This is a genomic window from Streptomyces sp. NPDC017943 (assembly GCF_044328425.1).
Taxonomy (GTDB): domain Bacteria; phylum Actinomycetota; class Actinomycetes; order Streptomycetales; family Streptomycetaceae; genus Streptomyces; species Streptomyces djakartensis_A.
Genome location: NZ_JBIRHH010000009.1, coordinates 19,960 through 40,768, shown reverse-complemented (window position 1 = coordinate 40,768; position 20,809 = coordinate 19,960). Strand labels below are relative to the sequence as shown.

Below are 20,809 nucleotides of genomic sequence, written 5' to 3'. Positions count from 1 at the left end.
GAGCCCCGCCTCCGCATCCCCTCTTCCTTTCCTCACCCCCGCCGGCAGCCCATCGGGCCCGCGGGTGGTCCCGCCTGATCTCACGGGAGTTCACCATGTCCGTCTCCGCCGTTGCCGCCGAACAGTCCGTCTGCGCCCCGCTGCCCGTTCTGGGCCGGGACGTCACCGTGCCGCTGGTGACCGGCGGAGAGGTCACCTACGCCGCGCTCGACTACGCTGCCAGCGCCCCGGCGCTCCAGCGCGTCTGGGACGACGTCGCCGCCTACGCGCCCTACTACGGCAGCGTCCACCGGGGCGCCGGGTACCTGTCCCAGCTGTCCACCGACCTGTTCGAGAACGCCCGCCGCACGGTCGCGGAGTTCCTCGGCTGCCGGGACGGCGACCAGGTGGTGTTCACCCGGTCCACCACCGACTCCCTCAACCTCCTCGCCGCCGCCCTGCCGGAGGACTGCCGGGTCTTCGTCTTCGAGACCGAGCACCACGCCTCCCTGCTGCCCTGGCGCGACGCCCAGGTCACCTGCCTCGACGCCCCGAGGAGCCACCGCGAGGCCGTCGAGGCCCTGGAGCGGGCCCTGGCCGACCGGGACCCCCACGGCCCCGCCCTCGTGTGCGTCACCGGCGCCTCCAACGTCACCGGGGAACTGTGGCCCGTGCGGGAGCTCGCGGCGGCCGCGCACGCCCACGGCGCCCGGATCGTGCTGGACGCCGCCCAGCTGGCCCCGCACCACCCCGTCTCCGTCGCGGACCTCGACGTCGACTGGGTCGCCTTCTCCGGGCACAAGCTGTACGCGCCCTTCGGCTCCGGCGTGCTGGCCGGCCGGTCCGACTGGCTGCGCGCGGCCGAGCCGTACCTCGCGGGCGGCGGCGCCTCCCGCAAGGTCACGCGCCGGGAGGACGGTGGCGTCGACGTGGAGTGGCACGACAGCGCCGCTCGCCACGAGGCCGGCTCCCCGAACGTCATCGGCGCCTACTCCATCGCCTCCGCCTGCAAGGCCCTCACCGAGGCCGGGTTCGACACGCTGGTCGCCCGCGAGCAGTACCTGATCGACCGGGTGCGCCAGGGGCTCGCCGAGGTGCCCCAGGTCCGGGTCCTGTCCCTCTTCGGCGACGACGCGCCGCGTGTCGGCGTGCTCTCCTTCGTCGTGGACGGCTGGAACAGCTCCCACTTCGCCGCCGCGCTCTCCGCCGAGTACGGCATCGGCGTCCGGGACGGGCTGTTCTGCGCCCACCCGCTGGTGCGCACGCTGCTCGGCGGTGACCCGCAGCAGCAGGGCGAGTGCGGGGCGCCGGAGGCCGCGCCGGGCGAGAAGGCGCTCAACGCCATCCGGGTGAGCTTCGGGGCGGGCACGCCGGACGAGCACGTGGAGCGTTTCGTCCGGGCCGTGCGGGAGCTGGTGACCGACGGGGCGAAGTGGAACTACCGCACCGAGGACGGCCGCTGCGTGCCGGACACCTCCGTGTGAGGAGCGTGGGCCGGGAGCGGCGGTGGCCGGGCCCTCGGGACGATCGCCCGCAGGGCCCCGCGACCGGGGCTACGCGTCCAGGCCGATGGAGAACGCGGCCTCCAGGTCGTGCTGCGAGTAGGTGCGGAACGCCACGTGCGTGTCCGTGCCCTCCACCCCGGGGATCTTGCTGATCCGGCCGGGGATGACCTCGGCCAGGTCCTCGTGCCGGCTCACCCGGACCATCGCGATCAGGTCGTAGGTGCCGGTGACCGAGAAGACCTCGCTGACGTTCTCCAGCGCCGCGATCGACTCCGCGATCTCGGGGATCCGGTCCACGCTGGTCTTGATGAGGACGATCGCGGTGATCACGGCTGGTTCTCTCCCTCGGGGGCCGGAGCAGGGGCGGTCCTCACTCTAGTCGGGCCGGTCGGACGGCCGTAGCGCACGGACGCGTAGCCGAAGCCCAGCCCGAATCCGATCAGGTGGGCCAGGTAGGCCACCCCGGGCCCGTCCGAGGCACGTCCCGCCGCCAGCCATTGCAGGGCCGCCCAGAACGGCAGCACGACCCACGCCGGGAAGCGCACCGGCAGGAAGAACAGGAACGGCAGGAGACTGGTCACCCGGGCCCGCGGGAACAGGTACAGGAACGCGCCGAGGACGGCGGAGATCGCCCCCGAGGCCCCGACCAGGGACTGTCCCGAGTCCGCGTTGGCGACGGCGTAGCCGAGCAGGGCCAGGCAGCCGCAGCCGGTGTAGAACAGCAGGAACTGCACGCGGCCCATGCGTTCCTCGGTCATCGCCCCGAAGACGTAGAGGAAGAGCATGTTGCCGAGCAGGTGCACCCAGCTGCCGTGGACGAACAGCGCGGTCACGGGGGTGAGGACCGAGCCGCCGGTGTGGGCGGAGCCGTCGAACAGCTCCGCGGGGACCACCCCCCAGCGGCGGAAGTAGGCCCGCTGCGCCGCCAGCAGCTCGTCGCCCGTGCCGTACGCCGGATTCAGGCCCGAACCGGGCCCGGCCAGGAAGACCAGGCAGCACAGGGCGATCAGCGAGTACGTCACCGGTGCCGACGCCCCTCCGGCCGCCCTGCCGGCCCGGACGAACGACGCACTCCACTTGCGGATCATGACTACAGAGCATGACGTAAGGGGACGCAGCCGGACAGACCGCCTCGCCGCCGTGGACACGTGGGCGGCGGGCACCCCCCAGGCCGTAGGGTTACGAGCCACACGCACCGGGGATGCCGGTGGCGTCACGGACACTAGAGGAAAGAGAACAGGTCACGATGACGGTTCCCCTGCCGACCGCCGGGACGCGCTGGCGCTGCACCCTCTGCGGCAACCTCACGCGGTTCGACGTCACCCGCTCGTCGAAGGTCGTCGAGTACGTCCACCTCGACCTGGCCGGAGAGCCGAAGGTCGAGGAGCGCGAGGTGCTCAGTGAGACCATCGAGTCGGTGCGCTGCCGCTGGTGCAACGCGGTGGACCAGGTGGAACTCGTGGACAGGCCGGGCGCCGGCTCCTGAGCATGGGGGTCCCCCCCGCTCGGGCGAAGCCGGGAGTGGGGGAGGGTCCCGCACGGATTGGGGTGTGACGGATGGTGGAGACCACGGGCGGGGAGCCGGGCGACGGCGCCGCCGAGGTGCTCGACCGTCCGCTGCCCGACGGCGTGCGCCGCCGGGTCGTGCAGATCGTCGCCGACGGCTTCGGTTCGCTGACCGTCGGCGAGCTGCCCGCCCAGCTGCGGCAGTACGCCCGCTTCGCGCCCAACCGGCGGGCCAAGTTCGCCGGCAACGCCATGGCCTCGGCGCTGGAGACCGACCCGCTGTTCCGCCAGCGCATCGGGGAGAAGCTCAGGGAGACCCAGCCGGAGCTCACCGGCGCCCTCGACTCCGGCTCCCCGCCCCCGGCCGCCGACCCGCTCGACGTGGCGGCCGCGGCGTACGTACTGCGCCCGCCCGGCTGGGTGAAGTTGGTCGCGGCCGCCGGCGAGGAGGCCCAGCGAGCCGACGCCGAGCGGGCCGACGAGGAGAGCCGGGCCGAGCTGGAGCGGCTGCGCGCGGAACTCGACCGGGCCCGGGAGGCGACCCGGTCCGAGACCGAGCGGCTGCGCGCGGAGCTGGAGTCGGCCAGGAAGGAGGGCGAGGCACTGCACCGCAAGCTGCGCGCCGCCCTCAGCGACGTCAAGCGCGGCGAGGCCGCCCTGCGCAAGGCGCACGGCGAGATCGAGGCCGTGCGCGCCGAGGGGCACGCCCAGGTCTCCGCCGCCGAGAGCGAGACCCGGCGGCTGAAGGCGCGGCTCGGCGAGACCGAGGCGGCCCTGGAGGCCGCCCGGCGGGCCGCGCGTGAGGGCCGCAGTGTGGAGGACATGCGGGTGCGGCTGCTGCTGGACACCCTGCTGGACGCCACCCAGGGGCTGCGCCGCGAGCTGGCCCTGCCGCCGGTGTCCGTCCGCCCGGCCGAGACGGTCGACGCGGTCGAGCCGGGCCGGATGACACCCAAGGACATCGCCGCCCGCGCCCTGTCGGAGAACGACCCGCAGGTCCTCGACCAGCTCCTCGCGCTGCCGCAGGCGCACCTCGTCGTCGACGGGTACAACGTCACCAAAACGGGTTATCCGCAGATGCCGCTGGAGAAGCAGCGCCTGAGGCTGCTGGGGCAGCTCTCCCAACTGGCCGCGCAGAGCGGCGCCGAGGTGACCTGCGTCTTCGACGGGGCCGAGCTGGCCGCGCCGGTGCTGCTCGCACCCCCGCGCGGGGTGCGGGTGCTGTTCTCGAAGCCGGGCGTCACCGCCGACGAGCTCATCCGGCAGCTGGTGCGCGCCGAACCCCCGGGCCGCCCCGTCATCGTGGCCTCCACCGACCGGGAGGTGGCCGACGGGGTCGCCCGCGCAGGTGCCCGGCCGGTGGCCTCGGCGATGCTCCTCAAGCGCCTTACGTGAGCCTGTAGGGCGTACGCCCGCATGCGCAACGTCCGGGCGTGATGCCCGAATTGGCGGGGCCTGTGGGCCACGGTGCGTCAAGCGCCTCTCACCGCCTGTGAGTCCAGGGGAAAAGATGGCTTACCGTGACGCGAATTTTCATCTGAGGATTTGAACTGATCACAGGAAGGTCACTAGGGTCGGCCCCAACCTCCGCTCGGGTGATCACTCATCGGGAGAGACGGCGGAGGGGCCAGAAGGAGCTTTTCACCCGTGGCGTCCCACCGTCGTCCGAAGCAGCCCAGCCGCGCACGTGTGACCGTGCTGACCACCGCCGCCGCCGCTGCCGTCGCCTTCAGCTCGCAGGCCGCCAACGCGGCCCCCAGTGAGAAGCCGAGCAAGGACGAGGTCAAGACCAAGGTCGACAAGCTCTACGAGGAGGCCGAGAAGGCCACCGAGAAGTACAACGGCGCCAAGGAGAGGCAGGAGAAGCTCCAGAAGGAGATCTCCACCATCCAGGACAGCGTCGCCCGCGGCCAGGAGGAGCTCAACGAGCTGCGCGACAGCCTCGGCCTCGCCGCCGCCTCCCAGTACCGCACCGGCACGATCGACCCGTCCGTCCAGCTGTTCCTCTCCGCGGACCCGGACGACTACCTCGACAAGGCCTCCACGCTCGACCAGTTGAGCAGCCAGCAGGTCGAGGCGCTGAAGAAGGTCCAGGACAAGCAGCGCGAACTCGCCCAGGAGCGTGCCGAGGCCGCCGAGAAGCTCAAGGACCTCGCCTCCACCCGGACCGAACTCGGCAAGAAGAAGACGGAGGTGCAGGGCAAGCTCGCGGCCGCGCAGAAGCTGCTCAACAGCCTCACCGCCGCCGAGAAGGCCGCGCTGGCCGCCGAGGAGACCCGCGCCACCCGCGCCAGCGAGCGCGACGCCCTCGACGTCGACGTGCCGCCCGGCTCGGGCCGCGCCGCCGCCGCGTTCGCCTTCGCCCAGGCCCAGCTCGGCAAGCCCTACGTCTACGGCGCCACCGGCATGAGCTCCTTCGACTGCTCCGGCCTCACCTCCCGGGCCTACGCGGCGGCCGGTGTGCAGATCCCGCGCACCTCCGAGGCGCAGACCGGGGCCGGCACCAAGATCTACTCGGTCAGCCAGCTCAAGGTCGGCGACCTGGTGTTCTTCTTCAACGACCTGCACCACGTCGGCCTCTACGCGGGCAACGGGCAGATCATCCACGCCCCCCGCACCGGCACGGTCGTCCGCTACGAGTCGATGAACACCATCGGCGGCCCCTTCATGTTCGGCGTCCGGGTCTGACACCCGGACCGCGCGAACCGGTCCGGCTTCCCCCGGACCCGGAGATCATGTCCGCCGTTCGGGGGAATCCCGACAGCCCCGAGTGAGCCCACGCCCCGCCGGTGACCTGCGTCAGCGGCGGGGCGCCGCGCCGCGTACCCCCGGACGGTCGTTGGCGGTCACCCGCCGCGGGGCTACTGTCTGCCGCGTCCATTCCGCCAGCGGAAGGAGAGCGGCTTCCCGTGGGGTCCCATCGCCGCCTTGCACCGTCCCGGCCCGACCGGGGCGCCGGTGCCGCGTTCGGTCTGCTGTCCGTGGCGGCCGCCGCACTGACCACGGTCCCGGCCGCCGCCGCACCGCACGACGACACCCGGGCCACGGTGGACCGCCTCTTCGAGCAGGCGGAGCGGGCGACCGAGGCCTACAACGAGGCGGACGAGCGCGCCGACGCACTGCGCGAGGAGGTCGGCACCGCCCGGGACCGGATCGCCCGCCAGCAGCAGCGCATCAACTCCCTGCGCGAATCGCTCGGTTCGCTGGCCGGGGCCCAGTACCGCTCGGGCGGAGTCGACCCGGCCGTCGAGCTGCTGTTCTCCGACGACCCGGACGACTACCTCGACAGGGCCGCCCGGCTCGACCGCCTCACCGCCCACCAGGCCGGTGAACTCAAGGAGTTGCAGGGCGCCTTGCGCGAACTCGCCCAGGACCGTGCGGAGACGGCGGACAAGCTCCGCGAACTGGAGCGCAGCCGCAAGGCCGTCGCCGCCCACAAGAGGACCGTCGAGCACAAGCTCGTCACCGCCCGGCGGCTGCTCAACTCCCTGTCCGACGGCCAACGCGAGGCCTACGACCGGGCCTCCCGCGCCGGCCGCACCGACCTGCCCGCCCCCGGCGGCGCCGCCGCCTCGGGCCGCGGGGCCGCCGCCGTCGCCGCCGCCCGCAGCGCCCTCGGCAAGCCCTACGTCTGGGGCGCCAACGGGCCCACCGGCTTCGACTGCTCGGGCCTGATGCAGTGGTCGTACGCGCAGGCCGGGGTGGCCCTGCCGCGCACCTCGCAGGCCCAGCGCTTCGCGGGCCGGCAGGTCCCGCTGTCCGAGGCGCGCCCCGGCGACCTGGTCGTCTACCGGTCCGACGCCAGCCACGTCGGGATGTACATGGGCAACGGCCAGGTGATCCACGCGCCCTACCCGGGAGCGCCCGTGCGCTACGACCCGGTCGGGATGATGCCGGTCTCCTCGGTGACCAGGGTCTGACCGGACCGGCCGGGCGCCCGTACGATCGGGAGGTGGCTGGTCGAAGGTCGGGGTCCGCGGTGCTGGTGCTCGTCCTGCTGCTCGTGGCCCTGGCCGGCTGCGGCGGGCCGTCCACCGCCGACAGCACCACCATCGACGTCCAGCGGCTGCTGGACCGCCGGGCCGCGGCCGTCCTGGACCGCGACGCACGGGCCTGGGCCCGCACCGGCACGGGAGGCGACTTCGGCCGGCTGCGCGCGGTGCCCCTGACCGCCTGGTCGTACCGCCTGACCGACCTGCGCCGCACGGGCGGCACGGCCACCGCCGACGCCGAGCTGCGCTACCGCCTCGCCGGGTACGACCGGGCACCGGTCACCGCCCGGCGCACCCTGCGGCTGAGCCGGGACGCGGACGGGGAGTGGACCGTCGACGCCGAGCGGCCCGCCGAGAAGGCCGCGCAGCAGCTCTGGGACCAGGGGACCGTGCGGCTGGTCCGGGGCGAGCGCAGTCTCGTCCTGGGCGTCGGGCAGTCCGCCGGCGCGCTGCGCGACTTCGCCGGACTGGCCGACCGCGCGGTGCCGGCCGTGACGGACGCCTGGGGCGCGGACTGGAGCGGCCGGGTCGTCCTCCTGGTGCCGGGATCGCTGACGGCGATGGCGGGCCTGCTGGGCTCGCCCGCCTCCTCCTACCGGGGCATCGCGGCGGTCACCACCGGGGAGACCGGCACCCCCGGCCGGTCCCCGGCCGACCGGATCATCGTCAACCCGGAGGCGTTCGCCCTCCTCGGCGGCCCCGGGGAGCAGGTCGTCGTCACCCACGAGACCACGCACGTCGCCACCCGCGCCCACACCGGTGCCGCCACCCCCCTGTGGCTGTCCGAGGGGTACGCCGACTGGGTCGGCTACCGCACGGCGGGCCGGGCCCCCGCCGAGGCCGCCCCGGAGCTGTCCCGGGCGGTGCGCCGGGGCGAGGTCCCGGCCGGACTCCCCTCGGACCGGGACTTCGGCTTCACGGGCGACGCGGGCCGGCTGGCCCGGTCCTACGAGAGCGGCTGGACGGCGTGCCTGATGATCGCGGGCCGCTGGGGAGAGGCCCGGCTGCGCGCCTTCTACCGGGCCGTCGGGGAGCACGGGACACGCGAGGGGGCGGTGGAGGGGGCGATGCGCGACGTCCTGGGCACGACGCCGCAGGCGTTCACCCGTGAGTGGCGGTCGTACCTGCGGGATCAGCTGGGCTGACCGGGCGGGAGCAGGTCGCCCGCCTCCCGGCGCGCACCGGCGGGCTCCGGCTCGCCGGCGACCCCGGACGGGTCGCGGTCGCCGCGCGCGGAACCGGCGGGCACCCGGGCGGGAGCCGGCCCGGGGACCGTCGCGCGCCACAGGGCGCGCGCCGCGAGCAGCGTGGCGGCCACCAGCAGGCCGTTGCGCAGGAACAGCAGGGTCAGCCCCAGGCCGTTGCTCGCCACCACGTCGGCGAAGTACAGCGGGAACTCCAGCACCGTCACGAAGCACGCCACCAGCACCAGCACCACGGGCAGGCGCATCCGGCTTCCGGGGAAGCACAGGCACACCGCCGCCAGTCCGACCAGCCACACCATGTACTGCGGGCTGATCACCCGGCTCGTGGTGGTGAACATCAGCACCGCCACGAAGGCCGCGTCGGCGAGGGTGTGCTCCTCGAAGCGCCGGGCCAGCAGCCGCCACAGCACCAGCCAGCCGAAGGCCGCTCCGGTGAAGAACAGCGCTCCCGTGCTCACCTCGCGCACGTACGGGCCGAGGAACTCGATGGAGCCGTAGTTGAGCTTGATCTCCCCCTGCCAGCCGAAGTGCCGGGCGACGTGGAAGACCAGCGCGCCCAGCGACTCCACCTCCGTGCCCCGGTCCCGCTGGAAGGTCAGGAACGCGAACGGCCCCGGCATGGTCAGCAGGAACAGCGCCGACACCAGCAGGCCCGTACCCAGGGCCGACACCCAGGCGCTGCGGCGGTGCGCGGCCAGCAGCAGCATCGCCGGCCACACCTTCAGCAGCGCGCCGAAGGCCGCCAGCACGCCGAGCGTCCTCGGGTGCCGGACACCCGCGAGCAGGGCGGCCACCGCGACGGCGGTGACCATCACGTCGTAGCGGGCGTAGACGGTCGGGCCGAGCAGCGGGACGCCGGCGACCCACACCCAGGCGCCGCGCGGGGACCGGCCCGGGCGGCGCCCGGCGTACGCCAGCAGCACCAGGACGAGCAGGTCGGTGACGCAGACCAGGACGAAGAACGCCGTCGCGTAGTCGAGGAAGGGCAGCAGGCCGGGGGAGAGGATCGCCAGCGCGGCGGCCGGCGGGTACTGCCAGGTGACGTCCTCCAGCGGGAACGTTCCGCCGCGCAGCACGCCGTACCAGCCCTGGTAGATCACGTGCACGTCGCTGGTGACGTCCGGGCCGGGGAAGACGTACACCTTCAGCACCCACAGCAGCAGCAGCGTCCTCGTGAGACACCAGATCACCGGCAGCCATGCCAGGGACCGCCTCGCGCCCGTCGTCTCCACGTGATCCCTGTCCGTTCGGCTGCCGCGTCGAGGGGGCCGTGAGGGGCCCGCCGCCTGTGAGCGTGCCACACCCGCCGCGCCGGGGGGACCCGCGGGGCCGTTCGGTAGGGTCGGCGGCGTGCGCAAGACCCTGATCGTGACCAACGACTTCCCGCCCCGGCCCGGTGGCATCCAGGCGTTCCTGCACAACATGGCGCTGCGGCTGGACCCGCAGCAGCTGGTCGTCTACGCCTCGACGTGGAAGCGCGGCAGCGAGGGGATCGAGGCGACCCGCGCCTTCGACGCCGAGCAGCCCTTCACCGTCGTACGCGACCGCACGACCATGCTGCTGCCGACGCCGGGGGCGACCCGGCGGGCCGTGGGACTGCTGCGCGAGCACGGGTGTACGTCGGTGTGGTTCGGCGCGGCCGCCCCGCTCGGCCTGATGGCCCCGGCCCTGCGCGAGGCGGGCGCCGAGCGGCTGGTGGCCACCACGCACGGGCACGAGGCCGGCTGGGCCCAACTGCCCGCCGCCCGGCAGCTCCTGCGCCGCATCGGCGATGCCACGGACACGCTGACCTACCTCGGCGAGTACACCCGCTCGCGGATCGCGACCGCGCTGACTCCGCAGGCCGCCGCGCGCATGGTGCAACTGCCGCCGGGCGTCGACGAGAAGACCTTCCACCCCGGGTCGGGCGGCGACGAGGTGCGCGCCCGGCTGGGTCTGACGGACCGGCCCGTGGTGGTCTGCGTCTCCCGGCTGGTGCGGCGCAAGGGCCAGGACACCCTGATCCGCGCCCTGCCCCGCATCCTGGCGGCCGAGCCGGACACCGTCCTGCTGATCGTCGGCGGCGGGCCCTACGAGAAGGACCTGCGGCGGCTGGCCCACGAGACGGGCGTCGCCGCCTCGGTCCGCTTCACCGGCTCCGTCCCCTGGTCCGAGCTGCCCGCGCACTACGGCGCCGGCGACGTCTTCGCCATGCCCTGCCGGACCCGGCGCGGCGGCCTCGACGTCGAGGGCCTCGGCATCGTCTACCTGGAGGCCTCGGCGACGGGCCTGCCGGTGGTGGCCGGGGACTCGGGCGGCGCCCCGGACGCGGTCCTCGACGGCGAGACCGGCTGGGTGGTGCGCGGCGGCTCCCCGGAGGACGCCGCCGACCGCATCGTCACGCTCCTCGGCGACGCGGAGCTGCGCCGCCGGATGGGCGAGCGGGGCCGGGCGTGGGTCGAGGAGAAGTGGCGCTGGGACCTGCTGGCGGAGCACCTCGAGCAGCTGCTGTAGAAGGTGCCCGCCCCGCGGGTGCCCGGCGTCACTTGGCGTAGATCGCCTCGATCTCGTGCGCGTAGTCCTTCGCCACCACGTTCCGCTTCAGCTTCAGCGAGGGCGTCAGGTGGCCCGACTCCTCCGTGAACTGGTGCGACAGGATGCGGAACTTGCGCACCGACTCCGCCTTGGACACCGCGGCGTTGCCGTCGTCGATCGCCGCCTGGATCGCGGCCAGCAGGTCCGGGTCCTCGCACAGCGACGCCGCCGTGGAACCGGCCGGCTTGCCGTGGTCGCTGCACCAACGACCCAGGAACTCCTCGTCGATGGTGACCAGGGCGCCCACGAACGGCCGTCCGTCGCCCACCACCATGCACTCCGCGACCAGGGCGTGCGCCCGGATGCGGTCCTCGATCACGGCCGGGGCGACGTTCTTGCCGCCGGCGGTGACGATGATCTCCTTCTTGCGGCCGGTGATCCTGAGGTAGCCGTCCTCGTCGAGCGTGCCGATGTCACCGGTGTGGAACCAGCCGTCGGCCAGCGCCTCGGCGGTCGCGCCGGGGTTGTTCCAGTACTCCTTGAACAGGTGCTCGCCGTGCAGCAGCACCTCGCCGTCGTCCGCGATGCGGACCACCGAACCGGGCAGCGGCTGGCCGACCGTGCCGATCTTCTGCCGGTCCCAGGGGTTGAACGCGGTGGCCGCGCACGACTCGGTCAGGCCGTAGCCCTCCAGGACCGTGAAGCCGATGCCGCGGAAGAAGTGCCCGAGCCGCTCGCCGAGCGGGGCGCCGCCGGAGATGGCGAACTCGCCCCGGCCGCCGAGGACCGCGCGCAGCTTGCTGTAGACGAGCTTGTCGAACGCCTTGTACTTGATCTTCAGGCCGAAGGACGGGCCCGAGGGGGTGTCCAGCGCCCTGCTGTAGGCGATCGCCGTGTCGGCGGCCTTGTCGAAGATCTTCCCCTTGCCGTCGGCCTGCGCCTTGGCGCGCGCCGAGTTGTAGACCTTCTCGAAGACGCGCGGCACGCCGAGGATCAGCGTCGGGCGGAACGCGGCCAGCTCGTCGGTGAGGTTCTTGATGTCCGGCACGCAGCCGAGCTTGATCGGCGCCATCATGGGCGCGATCTGCACCAGCCGGCCGAAGACGTGCGCGAGCGGCAGGAAGAGCAGCACCGAGCACTCGCCCGTGCGGAACAGCGGACGCAGCCGCTCCACGATGTTGCCGCACTCGGCGAAGAAGCTGCGGTGGGTCAGCACGCAGCCCTTGGGGCGGCCGGTGGTGCCCGAGGTGTAGACGATGGTCGCCGGGTCGTCGGCCCGGGCGATCGAGCTGCGCTCCTCCACCGTCCGGTCCGTGACGTCCTGGCCGAGCCGGCCCAGCTCGTCGAGGCCGCCGCCCTCGATCTGCCACACGTGCTTGAGCGCCGGCAGGCGGTCGCGCACCGACTCGACGGCGGCGGTGTGGGCGTCGCTCTCCACGACGCAGGCGGTCGCGCCCGAGTCGCCGAGGATCCACTCCACCTGCTCGGGCGAGCTGGTCTCGTACACCGGCACGGTCACCGCGCCCGCGCTCCAGATGGCGAAGTCCAGCAGCGTCCACTCGTAGCGCGTGCGCGACATCAGGCCCACCCGGTCGCCCGGCTGCACCCCGGCGGCGATGAGCCCCTTGGCCGCCCGGTGCACCTCGGCGAGGAACGCGGTGGCCGTGACGTCCTGCCAGCTGCCGCCGGCCTTGCGGGCGATCACGGCGACGTCCGGGTGCTGCGCGGCGTTTCTGCGGACGATGTCGGTCAGATTTCCGTCCGCAGGGACCTCGTACAAAGCCGGAAGGCTGAACTCGCGCAAGACTGCTGCTCCTCATAGGGCACCGGCGCCACGACGGTGTGTGCTGCGACGGTGCGGTCCAAGGCTCGGGCAGGTACTCAGGCATTCACTTGTTGAAATGCAGAGCACGACTGGACTGCCCGGACGTTACCCGCCGGTATGGCTTCTCCGACAGGGGGTCCCATCGAGATGTTCGCTGCGTCACACGGTCGGGCGTTCCTTCGCGCACAGTAGTCCACCGCCAAAACGACTGGCCAGTAACCGCAGGTAGGACCGCCACTGTTCACAGGCGCAGCGCGCGACCTACCCTTGATCGTCATGGCACCCACACCAGCCGGACGCCCCACCACCCGCGTGCACGTGGTCAGCGACGTGCACGGCAACGCCCGAGACCTGGCCCGGGCCGGCGACGGCGCCGACGCGCTGATCTGCCTGGGCGACCTCGTGCTCTTCCTCGACTACGCCGACCACTCGCGCGGCATCTTCCCGGACCTGTTCGGCGTGGAGAACGCCGACCGCATCGTCGCCCTGCGCACCGCCCGGCGCTTCGAGGAGGCCCGCGCGTTCGGCGCCCGCCTGTGGGCCGGCGTCGGCGAGGACCGCGCCGCGGTGATCGAGCAGGCGGTGCGCAAGCAGTACGCCGAGATGTTCGCCGCGTTCCCCACCCCCACGTACGCGACCTACGGCAACGTCGACATCCCGTCCCTGTGGCCGGAGTACGCCGGCCCCGGCACGACCGTCCTGGACGGGCAGCGCGTGGAGATAGGCGGACGGGTCTTCGGCTTCGTCGGCGGCGGGCTGCGCACCCCGATGCGCACGCCCTACGAGATCAGCGACGAGGAGTACGCGGCGAAGATCGAGGCCGTGGGCGAGGTCGACGTGCTGTGCACGCACATCCCGCCGGAGGTGCCCGAACTGGTCTACGACACGGTCGCGCGCCGCTTCGAACATGGCAGCCGGGCCCTGCTCGACGCCATCCGCCGCACCCGTCCGCGGTACTCCCTCTTCGGACACGTGCACCAGCCGCTGGTGCGGCGGATGCGGATCGGGGCAACCGAATGTGTGAACGTCGGGCACTTCGCGGGGACCGGCACGCCCTGGGCGCTCCAGTGGTGAGGGCGCCCCAGGTCGGATGAGATCGGGCGGTCCCGTGCGCGGTAGCCTTCACGCTGCACACACGTGCGCACCACGATCCATACCGGCCCGCATCTGGAGGAGCCACGGCGATGGCGGAACACACCAGCTCGAGCATCACCATCGAGGCGGCCCCGGCCGACGTCATGGCGGTCATCGCCGACTTCGGCCGCTACCCGGACTGGACCGGTGAGGTGAAGGAGGCGGAGGTCCTCCAGACCGACGCGCAGGGCCGCGCCGAGCAGGTCCGCCTCGTCATGGACGCGGGCGCGATCAAGGACGACCAGGTCCTCGCCTACACCTGGACCGGTGACAACGAGGTGTCCTGGACCCTGGTGAAGTCCCAGATGCTGCGCTCCCTCGACGGCACCTACCTGCTGAAGCCGGCGGGGACGGGCGGCACGGAGGTCACGTACGCGCTGACCGTCGACGTCAAGATCCCCATGCTCGGCATGATCAAGCGCAAGGCGGAGAAGGTCATCATCGACCGCGCGCTGGCGGGGCTGAAGAAGCGGGTCGAATCGGCCTGATCGCCGCGGGAGCTCCCGCGAAGGGCTCGTCGCATTCCCGTCGTGGCCGCTCCCGCGCAGGTCCGACCGGGGTGTGCGGCGCTGAGGAAGCGGCCGTATCCGCCTGAGCGCCGCGGGCGCTTCCGCCGCGCTCCAGTCGTGGCCGCTGCCGCCCGCGCGGCGGAGCCGCAGGTGCGACCGCGGCGCGGGGCGCTGAGGAAGCGGCCGGAGCCGCCTGAGCGCCGCAGGCACTTCCCCCCCGCCGCGCTCCCGTCGTGGCCGCTCCTGCGCAGGTCCGACCCCGGTCGGCGGGTTGAGGAAGCGGCCGGAGCCGCCCGGTCGCCGCGGACACTTCCGCCACGGGCCCGCCGTGCTCCCGCCGTGGCCGCTCCCGCCCGCGCGGCGGACACCGCGGGCCCGGCCCCGGGTGTGCGGCGCCGGGGAAGCGGCCGTACCCCTGGAACCGGAGGTCCGGTGCGGAGCCCTCGCCCCGCGGCGGCCGGGGGACTCCGCTGCCGCGCCGGGCACGCCGGTGGTGGCCGGTAGCGTTCCGTTCCATGCGCACCCTCCTGATCACCGGCCCCGGCGGCAGCGGTCGTAGCACTCTCGCGGCCGCGACCGCCCTGGTCGCGGCGGCCGGGGGCACCCGCACCCTCCTCCTCGGCAGCGACCGCACCGACACCCTCGGTGCCGCCCTCGGCGTGCCGACCGGCCCGGCGCCCGTCGAAGCCGCCCCGCACCTCACCGTCCGGCGCCCCGACCCGGCCCGGGACTTCCGCCGGGACCTCACCGCCCTCCAGGACCGCGCCGCCTCCGCCCTCGACCTCCTCGGCGCCTCGCGTCTCGACCCCGAGGAGCTCACCCCCCTGCCCGGTGCGGAGGAGCTCGCCCTGCTGCGCGCCCTGCGCGACGCGGCGCTCGGCGAGGCGTACGACCTGCTCGTCGTGGACCTGCCGCCGGTCCCGCAGGCCCTCGCCCTGCTCGCCCTGCCCGAGGAACTCCGCCGCTACCTGCGCCGTCTGGTGCCGCCCGAGCGGCGGGCCGCCCGCGCCCTGCGCCCCGTCCTCGGCCGCCTGGCCGGCGTCCCCATGCCCGCGGAGTGGCTGTACGAGACGGCGGCCCGCTGGGACACCGAACTGGCCGCGGTCGAGGCCGTCCTCGCCGACCGGGAGACCGTCGTCCGCCTGGTCGCCGAGCCCGGCCCGGCCGGCTCCGACGCCCTGCGCACCGCCGGACTCGGACTCGCCCTGCGCGGACTGCGCACCGACGCCGTCGTCGCCAACCGCGTCCTGCCCGAGGCCTCGCCCGACACCTGGCTGGCCGGCCCGGTCGCCCAGCAGCGCAAGGCGCTGGAGGAGTGGCGCCAGGTCCACGACGTCCGCACCGTCGCGCACCTCGGCCGCGACCCGCGCGGCGCCGACGACCTCGCCGCGCTCGGCGCCCCGGGTGCCGGCGGCGCCGCTCCCGCCGTCGACTGGCCCGTGACCGACCGGCTCGCCGAGGACGGCGTGCTGGTCTGGCACCTTCCCCTGCCCGGCGCCGTCCGCGAGGAACTGGACCTGGTCCGGCGCGGCGACGAACTCGTGGTCACGGCGGGCGGGTTCCGCAGGATCGTCCCCCTGCCCTCCGCCCTGCGCCGCTGCACGGTCGACGGGGCCGCGCTGCGCGAGGGCGAGCTGCGCGTCCGCTTCGCGCCCGACCCCCGGCTGTGGCCCCGGACCCGGTGAGGCGGCCGGCGCGGCCGGCGCGGCCGGACACGGTCCGTCCGGCCCGTGAACCCGGTACGGCCGTTCGGGTAACGTCGGAGGAACGAACCGTAGTCAGGAGTCCGTCATGAGCGAAGAGCAGCCCCCGTTCGACGGCGCGCGCGACGAGGCCGCGGACGAGGCGCGGGCGTTCGACGCCGACGCCTGGTCGAGGGCGTGCGCCGAGGACCTCGAAGCGGAGAAGGCCCGCCGCCGCACACAGCACGGCACGCCCCCGGGCTCCGCGGCCGAGGAGCTGAAGAAGCTCGTCGACGCCGTCGCGGACAAGCTGTCGGGCGTCCGGTCCCCGCTGCTCGGCGCACTCGCGGGCCCGGCGGCCCAGCAGGCCGTCCGGCAGGTCGTCGAGCAGGCCCGGTCCGCCGTGGAACCGGTCATCGAGCGCAACCCGGACGTCTTCGACCACCTGGCCGCCGCCGGCAACGAACTGCTGGCCGCCTACCGCACCGCCGTCCAGGGCCAGGAGCGGCGCTGGACCGGCCGCGACACCGAGGGCGACCCGCGTGACCAGGGCGAACGACCGGACCGCGGCGGCGACGACGGCCCCGGCGAGCGCATCGACCTGGACTGAATCCCCCGTTCCGGGAACGAGCGGCCCCCTGGAGCCGCCACCGCGCCCTGCCCAGCTCGCGGACGACCGCCGACCGGGGGTCAGGGCCTCGGGTACCGTTGGCCGTAGCGGGGCTCGACCGAAACTGAGGGATTCATGGGACTCACCATCGGCGTCGACATCGGCGGCACGAAGATCGCGGCCGGCGTGGTCGATGAGGAAGGCAACATCCTCTCGACGCACACGGTGCCGACCCCGGGCACGCCCGAGGGCATCGTGGACGCCATCGCCTCGGCGGTGGACGGCGCGCGCGTCGGTCACGAGATCGTCGGCGTGGGCATCGGCGCCGCCGGATACGTCAACCGGCAGCGTTCCGAGGTCTACTTCGCGCCCAACATCGACTGGCGCAACGAGCCGCTCAAGGAGAAGGTCGAGGCCCGCACGGGCCTCCCCGTGGTCGTCGAGAACGACGCGAACGCCGCAGCCTGGGGCGAGTACAAGTTCGGTGCGGGCAAGGGCCACCGCAACGTCATCTGCATCACGCTGGGCACCGGCCTCGGCGGCGGCATCATCATCGGCAACAAGCTGCGCCGCGGGCACTTCGGCGTGGCCGCCGAGTTCGGCCACATCCGCATGGTGCCGGACGGCCTGCTGTGCGGCTGCGGCTCGCAGGGCTGCTGGGAGCAGTACGCCTCGGGCCGCGCGCTCGTGCGGTACGCCAAGCAGCGCGCCAACGCCACTCCGGAGAACGCCGAGATACTGCTGGGGCTCGGCAACGGCACGCCCGACGGCATCGAGGGCAAGCACATCTCCATGGCCGCCCGCCAGGGCGACCGCGTGGCCGTCGACTCGTACCGCGAACTGGCCCGCTGGGTCGGTGCGGGGCTCGCCGACCTCGCCTCCCTCTTCGACCCCTCGGCGTTCATCGTCGGCGGCGGTCTGTCCGACGAGGGCGAGCTGGTCCTGGGACCGATCCGCAAGTCCTACAAGCGCTGGCTCGTGGGCGGCAACTGGCGTCCCGTGGCCGAGGTCCGCGCGGCGGAACTGGGCAACAAGGCCGGCCTGGTGGGCGCGGCCGACCTGGCGAGGGAACCCGACCCGATCATGTGACGCCCTGCATTTCGTCTTCGGGGGCGCGGGGAACTGCGCGACGAGCCACGAACAACCGGCACGCGCGCACGTACCCCGCGCCCCGCGCCATGAGGCGTAAATTGATCACATGCCGCTGCTCCCCAACTCCCGTACGGAACCCGACGGTTCCGCGGTCATCAGGGTCCTCAGCTACAACATCCGCTCCCTGCGCGACGACACGGACGCCCTCGTCCGCGTCATCCGGGCGTGCGAGCCCGATCTCGTCCTCCTCCAGGAAGCCCCCCGCTTCGTCCGCTGGCGCAAGAAGCTCGCCCGGCTGGCCCGCGCCTGCGACCTGGTGATGGTCACCGGCGGCGCCACCACCACCGGACCGGCGATCCTCGGCTCGCTGCGGGTGGGCGTCGAACGCACCGAGGACGTCCTGCTGCCCCCCACTCCCGGACTGCACCGCCGCGGCTTCGCCACCGCCGTCGTCCGGATCGCCGGCACCCGCCTGGGCGTGCTCAGCTGCCACCTGTCCCTGCAGAAGGACGAGCGCTACGCGCAGTCCGGCATGCTGCTGGACCGGCTCGCCGGGATGGGCGTGGAGCACGCGATCGCCGGTGGCGACCTCAACGAACGGCCCGAGGGCCCGGCCTTCCGCCGCCTGGCCGGGCGGCTGACCGACTGCCGGGCGGCCGCGCCCTGGGGCGGTGAGCACACCTGGACCCCCCACGACCCCTACCAGCGCATCGATGCGATCTTCGCGACCGGCGGCATCGAGGTGCTCGGCTGCGGCGTGCCGTCGGCGCTGTCCGGGGTGACGGACGCAGACCTGAGGGCGGCCACGGACCACCTCCCGGTCCTGGCCGCCCTCAGGGTGCCCGCCGGCTAGACGACCGCCCCGCGCCCGGGGTCGTCGTCGTCCTCGTCGTCCGTGCGCATGCGGGCCACCAGCGTCGCGAAGCCGCCGAGGAAGCCGCCGATCCCCAGGGTGGCCAGCCACCAGGTCATCTCCCAGCCGAGCAGCACGGCGAGCAGCAGCAGCACCGGGCCGCCCAGCACGCCGAGCCAGGCGAACTTCGCCGTGGGGTCGGCGGTCGGCAGGGGAGGCGGCTCCGGCGGCACGAAGTGGCCCTCGTCGTCCTCGTCGAAGTCCTCCTCGGCGGGCTCGGGCACGCTGTAGTCGCGCGGGCCGACGCCGGGCGCGAAGGAGACCGAGCCGCCGAGCGGCTTGACCGGCTTCTCGGCGGGCCGGTCGCTCTCCTCCGGCTCGGCGGGCTTCACCGCCTCACCGGCGGCCCCGGCCGTCTCCACCCGGTCGTCGTTGGTGCCGGCCTCCAGCAGCGCCAGGTCCTCCACCGGCTTGAAGGGTTTCGCGCCGGGCGGGTCCGGCGGCTCCTCGCCGTACCCGGCGACGATCGCGGCCCACGCGGCGTCCTCGTCGAAGGGGACACCCTTCTCGTCCGGCTCCCGGCCCTCGCGGTCGGAGTCGTTCTCAGCCACCTGCGGTCGTCCCTTCCTTGCCGAGACCGGACTCCTGGACGGGGCCGGACGCGAGCCGGCCGATGAACGCGAGGCTCTCCTCGTGGATCCGGTCCGCGTCATGGTCCAACGTGGCGACGTGGTAGCTCTGTTCCAGCAGGACCTCCCGCACGTCCGTCGACGAGATGCGGCCGAGGATGCGGGCCGAGTCGGCGGGCGGCACCACGTGGTCCTGCGGGCTGTGCAGCAGCAGCACCGGCTGGGTGACCTGGGGAAGCTCGCCGTCGACGATCCGGAAGAACTGCCGCAGGGAGTGCGCCGCGTGCAGCGGCACCCGGTCGTAGCCGAGCTCCCTGCCGTCCGGCTTGGCGATGTCGCTCGCGATGCCCTTCGTCGCCGGGACGAGGTGGCGGACCACCGGCAGCGCGTGCGCGGCCAGCCCGTGCACCTTGTTCGCCGGGTTGACGACCATCACACCGCTCACGGCGTCGCCGTACTTGGCGGCCAGCCGCAGGGCCAGGGCGCCGCCCATCGACAGACCGGCGACGAAGACCTTCTCGCGGCGCTCGCACAGCAGGCGCAGGGCGCGGTCCACCTCGGCGTACCAGTCCTGCCAGCCGGTGATCCGCAGGTCCTCCCAGCGCGTGCCGTGCCCGGGCAGCAGCGGCAGGGAGACGGTCATGCCGTGCTCGGCGAGGTGCTCCGCCCAGGGGCGCAGCGACTGCGGTGATCCGGTGAAGCCGTGGCAGAGGAGGACGGCGACCTCCCCGCCCTCGTGGTGGAACGGCTCGGCTCCGGCGAGGACCGGCACCTTCGGCCTCCAGGTCGTGAGAAGGGACGGACACGATCACTGATGTCACGGAACGTCATGGAAGGGGTCGCACGGCGTTCGCGGGACCTTCACCGTACGCGACCGCACTGACACCGACCAGGGCCGTCGGCGCCTTTGACGGCACTCCGGGTTAAGGTCTGACCGATACCTACAGGAGGCACTCGGTTGTTGTACGGCGCGATGAAGGTCGCTGTTGGGGGACCGCTGAAGGTCGCCTTCAGGCCCTGGGTGGAAGGTCTGGAGCACATTCCCGCCGAGGGCCCCGCGATCCTGGCGAGCAACCACCTGTCCTTCTCGGACTCGTTCTTCCTGCCCGCGGTGCTGGACCGCAAGGTCACCTTCATCGCGAAGGCCGAGTACTTCACCACGCCCGGGGTCAAGGGCCGGCTGACGGCCGCCTTCTTCAAGGGCGTCGGCCAGCTGCCCGTGGACCGCTCCGGTGCGCGCGGCGCGGGCGAGGCCGCCATCAGGAGCGGCATCGAGGTGCTGGAGCGCGGTGAGCTGTTCGGGATCTACCCCGAGGGCACGCGCTCGCCCGACGGCCGGCTGTACCGGGGCAAGCCCGGCGGCCTCGCGCGCGTGGCCCTCGCGACCGGCGCGCCCGTCGTCCCCGTCGCCATGATCGACACGGAGAAGATCCAGCCGCCCGGCCAGGTGATGCCCAAGCTGATGCGGCCCGGCATCCGCATCGGCAAGCCCCTGGACTTCAGCCGCTACCAGGGCATGGAGCACGACCGGTTCGTGCTGCGCGCGGTGACCGACGAGGTCATGTACGAGATCATGAAGCTGTCCGGCCAGGAGTACGTCGACATGTACGCCACGGCCATGAAGCGGCAGCTCGCCGAGGCGGCGAAGGCGGAGAAGGAGGCCGGGAAGGCCGCCCGGGCCGCGCTCGCCAAGGCCGAGAAGGAACAGGCCGAGAAGGAAAAGCAGTCGGAGCAGCGCACCGAGCCCTAGCCGGGGCCCGGGCCGGGGGTGGGG

20 protein-coding genes are annotated in these 20,809 nt (G+C 73.5%); 14 read left to right on the top strand and 6 right to left on the bottom strand.

Translation table 11 applies throughout. The annotated features are described in order from the left end of the window. The first annotated feature begins 95 nt into the window (after window positions 1-95). Entirely contained in the window at window positions 96-1,463 is a 1,368-nt protein-coding gene (locus tag ACH4C6_RS26985; RefSeq protein ID WP_398111188.1) for an aminotransferase class V-fold PLP-dependent enzyme, read from the top strand. A gap of 69 nt (window positions 1,464-1,532) precedes the next feature. On the opposite strand, the gene ACH4C6_RS26980 is transcribed toward ACH4C6_RS26985, so the two are convergent. Together ACH4C6_RS26980 and ACH4C6_RS26975 are read right to left on the bottom strand one after the other, a co-directional pair. Next, the gene (locus tag ACH4C6_RS26980; RefSeq protein ID WP_376323652.1) at window positions 1,533-1,814 is read right to left on the bottom strand and encodes an Lrp/AsnC family transcriptional regulator; all 282 of its coding nucleotides are present in this window, start codon (window positions 1,812-1,814) and stop codon (window positions 1,533-1,535) included. After that, window positions 1,811-2,572 (bottom strand): rhomboid family intramembrane serine protease, encoded by a 762-nt coding sequence (locus tag ACH4C6_RS26975; protein WP_398111187.1) that lies wholly within the window; start codon window positions 2,570-2,572, stop codon window positions 1,811-1,813. Before ACH4C6_RS26975 ends, ACH4C6_RS26980 begins: the two co-directional genes overlap by 4 nt. Window positions 2,573-2,730: 158 nt before the next feature. Here ACH4C6_RS26975 and ACH4C6_RS26970 point away from each other — a divergent pair, with 158 nt between their 5' ends. From ACH4C6_RS26970 to ACH4C6_RS26950, 5 genes are all read left to right on the top strand, one after another. Continuing rightward, a complete protein-coding gene (locus tag ACH4C6_RS26970; protein ID WP_114251597.1) occupies window positions 2,731-2,970 on the top strand; it encodes a hypothetical protein in 240 nt (79 codons plus the stop codon). Window positions 2,971-3,041: 71 nt separating this feature from the next. After that, the gene (locus ACH4C6_RS26965; protein ID WP_398111186.1) at window positions 3,042-4,385 is read left to right on the top strand and encodes an NYN domain-containing protein; all 1,344 of its coding nucleotides are present in this window, start codon (window positions 3,042-3,044) and stop codon (window positions 4,383-4,385) included. Between the two features lie 252 nt (window positions 4,386-4,637). Further along, window positions 4,638-5,678: an NlpC/P60 family protein gene (locus ACH4C6_RS26960; protein WP_398111185.1), complete on the top strand. Its 1,041-nt coding sequence runs from the start codon at window positions 4,638-4,640 to the stop codon at window positions 5,676-5,678. Between the two features lie 221 nt (window positions 5,679-5,899). After that, entirely contained in the window at window positions 5,900-6,910 is a 1,011-nt protein-coding gene (locus ACH4C6_RS26955) for an NlpC/P60 family protein (protein WP_398111184.1), read from the top strand. A gap of 32 nt (window positions 6,911-6,942) precedes the next feature. Beyond that, window positions 6,943-8,127, top strand: a complete 1,185-nt coding sequence (locus tag ACH4C6_RS26950; RefSeq protein WP_398111183.1) for a hypothetical protein — start codon at window positions 6,943-6,945, stop codon at window positions 8,125-8,127. On the opposite strand, the gene ACH4C6_RS26945 is transcribed toward ACH4C6_RS26950, so the two are convergent. Beyond that, a complete protein-coding gene (locus ACH4C6_RS26945) occupies window positions 8,115-9,419 on the bottom strand; it encodes a glycosyltransferase 87 family protein (protein WP_398111182.1) in 1,305 nt (434 codons plus the stop codon). The two genes, ACH4C6_RS26950 and ACH4C6_RS26945, sit on opposite strands and share 13 nt — an antisense overlap. A gap of 118 nt (window positions 9,420-9,537) precedes the next feature. On the opposite strand from ACH4C6_RS26945, the gene ACH4C6_RS26940 reads away from it, so the two are divergent. Continuing rightward, window positions 9,538-10,680, top strand: a complete 1,143-nt coding sequence (locus tag ACH4C6_RS26940; protein ID WP_398111181.1) for a glycosyltransferase family 4 protein — start codon at window positions 9,538-9,540, stop codon at window positions 10,678-10,680. 28 nt (window positions 10,681-10,708) lie between these two features. Here the strand turns inward: ACH4C6_RS26940 and ACH4C6_RS26935 are convergent, their stop codons facing one another. Next, window positions 10,709-12,505, bottom strand: a complete 1,797-nt coding sequence (locus ACH4C6_RS26935; RefSeq protein ID WP_398111180.1) for an AMP-dependent synthetase/ligase — start codon at window positions 12,503-12,505, stop codon at window positions 10,709-10,711. Between the two features lie 297 nt (window positions 12,506-12,802). Here ACH4C6_RS26935 and ACH4C6_RS26930 point away from each other — a divergent pair, with 297 nt between their 5' ends. The 6 genes from ACH4C6_RS26930 to ACH4C6_RS26905 all read left to right on the top strand — a co-directional run bounded on the left by ACH4C6_RS26930 (window position 12,803) and on the right by ACH4C6_RS26905 (window position 18,406). Further along, window positions 12,803-13,600 (top strand): metallophosphoesterase, encoded by a 798-nt coding sequence (locus ACH4C6_RS26930; protein ID WP_398111179.1) that lies wholly within the window; start codon window positions 12,803-12,805, stop codon window positions 13,598-13,600. 110 nt (window positions 13,601-13,710) lie between these two features. Beyond that, window positions 13,711-14,148: an SRPBCC family protein gene (locus ACH4C6_RS26925; protein WP_398111178.1), complete on the top strand. Its 438-nt coding sequence runs from the start codon at window positions 13,711-13,713 to the stop codon at window positions 14,146-14,148. 536 nt (window positions 14,149-14,684) lie between these two features. After that, entirely contained in the window at window positions 14,685-15,854 is a 1,170-nt protein-coding gene (locus ACH4C6_RS26920; protein WP_398111177.1) for an ArsA family ATPase, read from the top strand. A 106-nt stretch (window positions 15,855-15,960) separates the two neighbouring features. Further along, window positions 15,961-16,461 (top strand): DUF5304 domain-containing protein, encoded by a 501-nt coding sequence (locus tag ACH4C6_RS26915; RefSeq protein WP_398111175.1) that lies wholly within the window; start codon window positions 15,961-15,963, stop codon window positions 16,459-16,461. Between the two features lie 135 nt (window positions 16,462-16,596). Next, the gene (locus ACH4C6_RS26910; protein ID WP_398111174.1) at window positions 16,597-17,550 is read left to right on the top strand and encodes an ROK family glucokinase; all 954 of its coding nucleotides are present in this window, start codon (window positions 16,597-16,599) and stop codon (window positions 17,548-17,550) included. 109 nt (window positions 17,551-17,659) lie between these two features. Beyond that, window positions 17,660-18,406 carry an endonuclease/exonuclease/phosphatase family protein gene (locus ACH4C6_RS26905; RefSeq protein WP_398111173.1) on the top strand — a complete coding sequence of 249 codons (747 nt, stop codon included), beginning with the start codon at window positions 17,660-17,662 and terminating at the stop codon, window positions 18,404-18,406. Here ACH4C6_RS26905 and ACH4C6_RS26900 read toward each other — a convergent pair. Both ACH4C6_RS26900 and ACH4C6_RS26895 read right to left on the bottom strand, forming a co-directional pair. Next, window positions 18,403-19,017 (bottom strand): hypothetical protein, encoded by a 615-nt coding sequence (locus ACH4C6_RS26900; protein WP_398111172.1) that lies wholly within the window; start codon window positions 19,015-19,017, stop codon window positions 18,403-18,405. The genes ACH4C6_RS26905 and ACH4C6_RS26900 overlap by 4 nt on opposite strands. Further along, on the bottom strand, window positions 19,010-19,807 hold the full coding sequence (locus ACH4C6_RS26895; protein WP_398111171.1) for an alpha/beta hydrolase: 798 nt from the start codon (window positions 19,805-19,807) through the stop codon (window positions 19,010-19,012). Before ACH4C6_RS26895 ends, ACH4C6_RS26900 begins: the two co-directional genes overlap by 8 nt. A 201-nt stretch (window positions 19,808-20,008) precedes the next feature. On the opposite strand from ACH4C6_RS26895, the gene ACH4C6_RS26890 reads away from it, so the two are divergent. Then, window positions 20,009-20,785 carry a lysophospholipid acyltransferase family protein gene (locus tag ACH4C6_RS26890; protein WP_369196174.1) on the top strand — a complete coding sequence of 259 codons (777 nt, stop codon included), beginning with the start codon at window positions 20,009-20,011 and terminating at the stop codon, window positions 20,783-20,785. The last annotated feature ends 24 nt before the right edge of the window (window positions 20,786-20,809 follow it).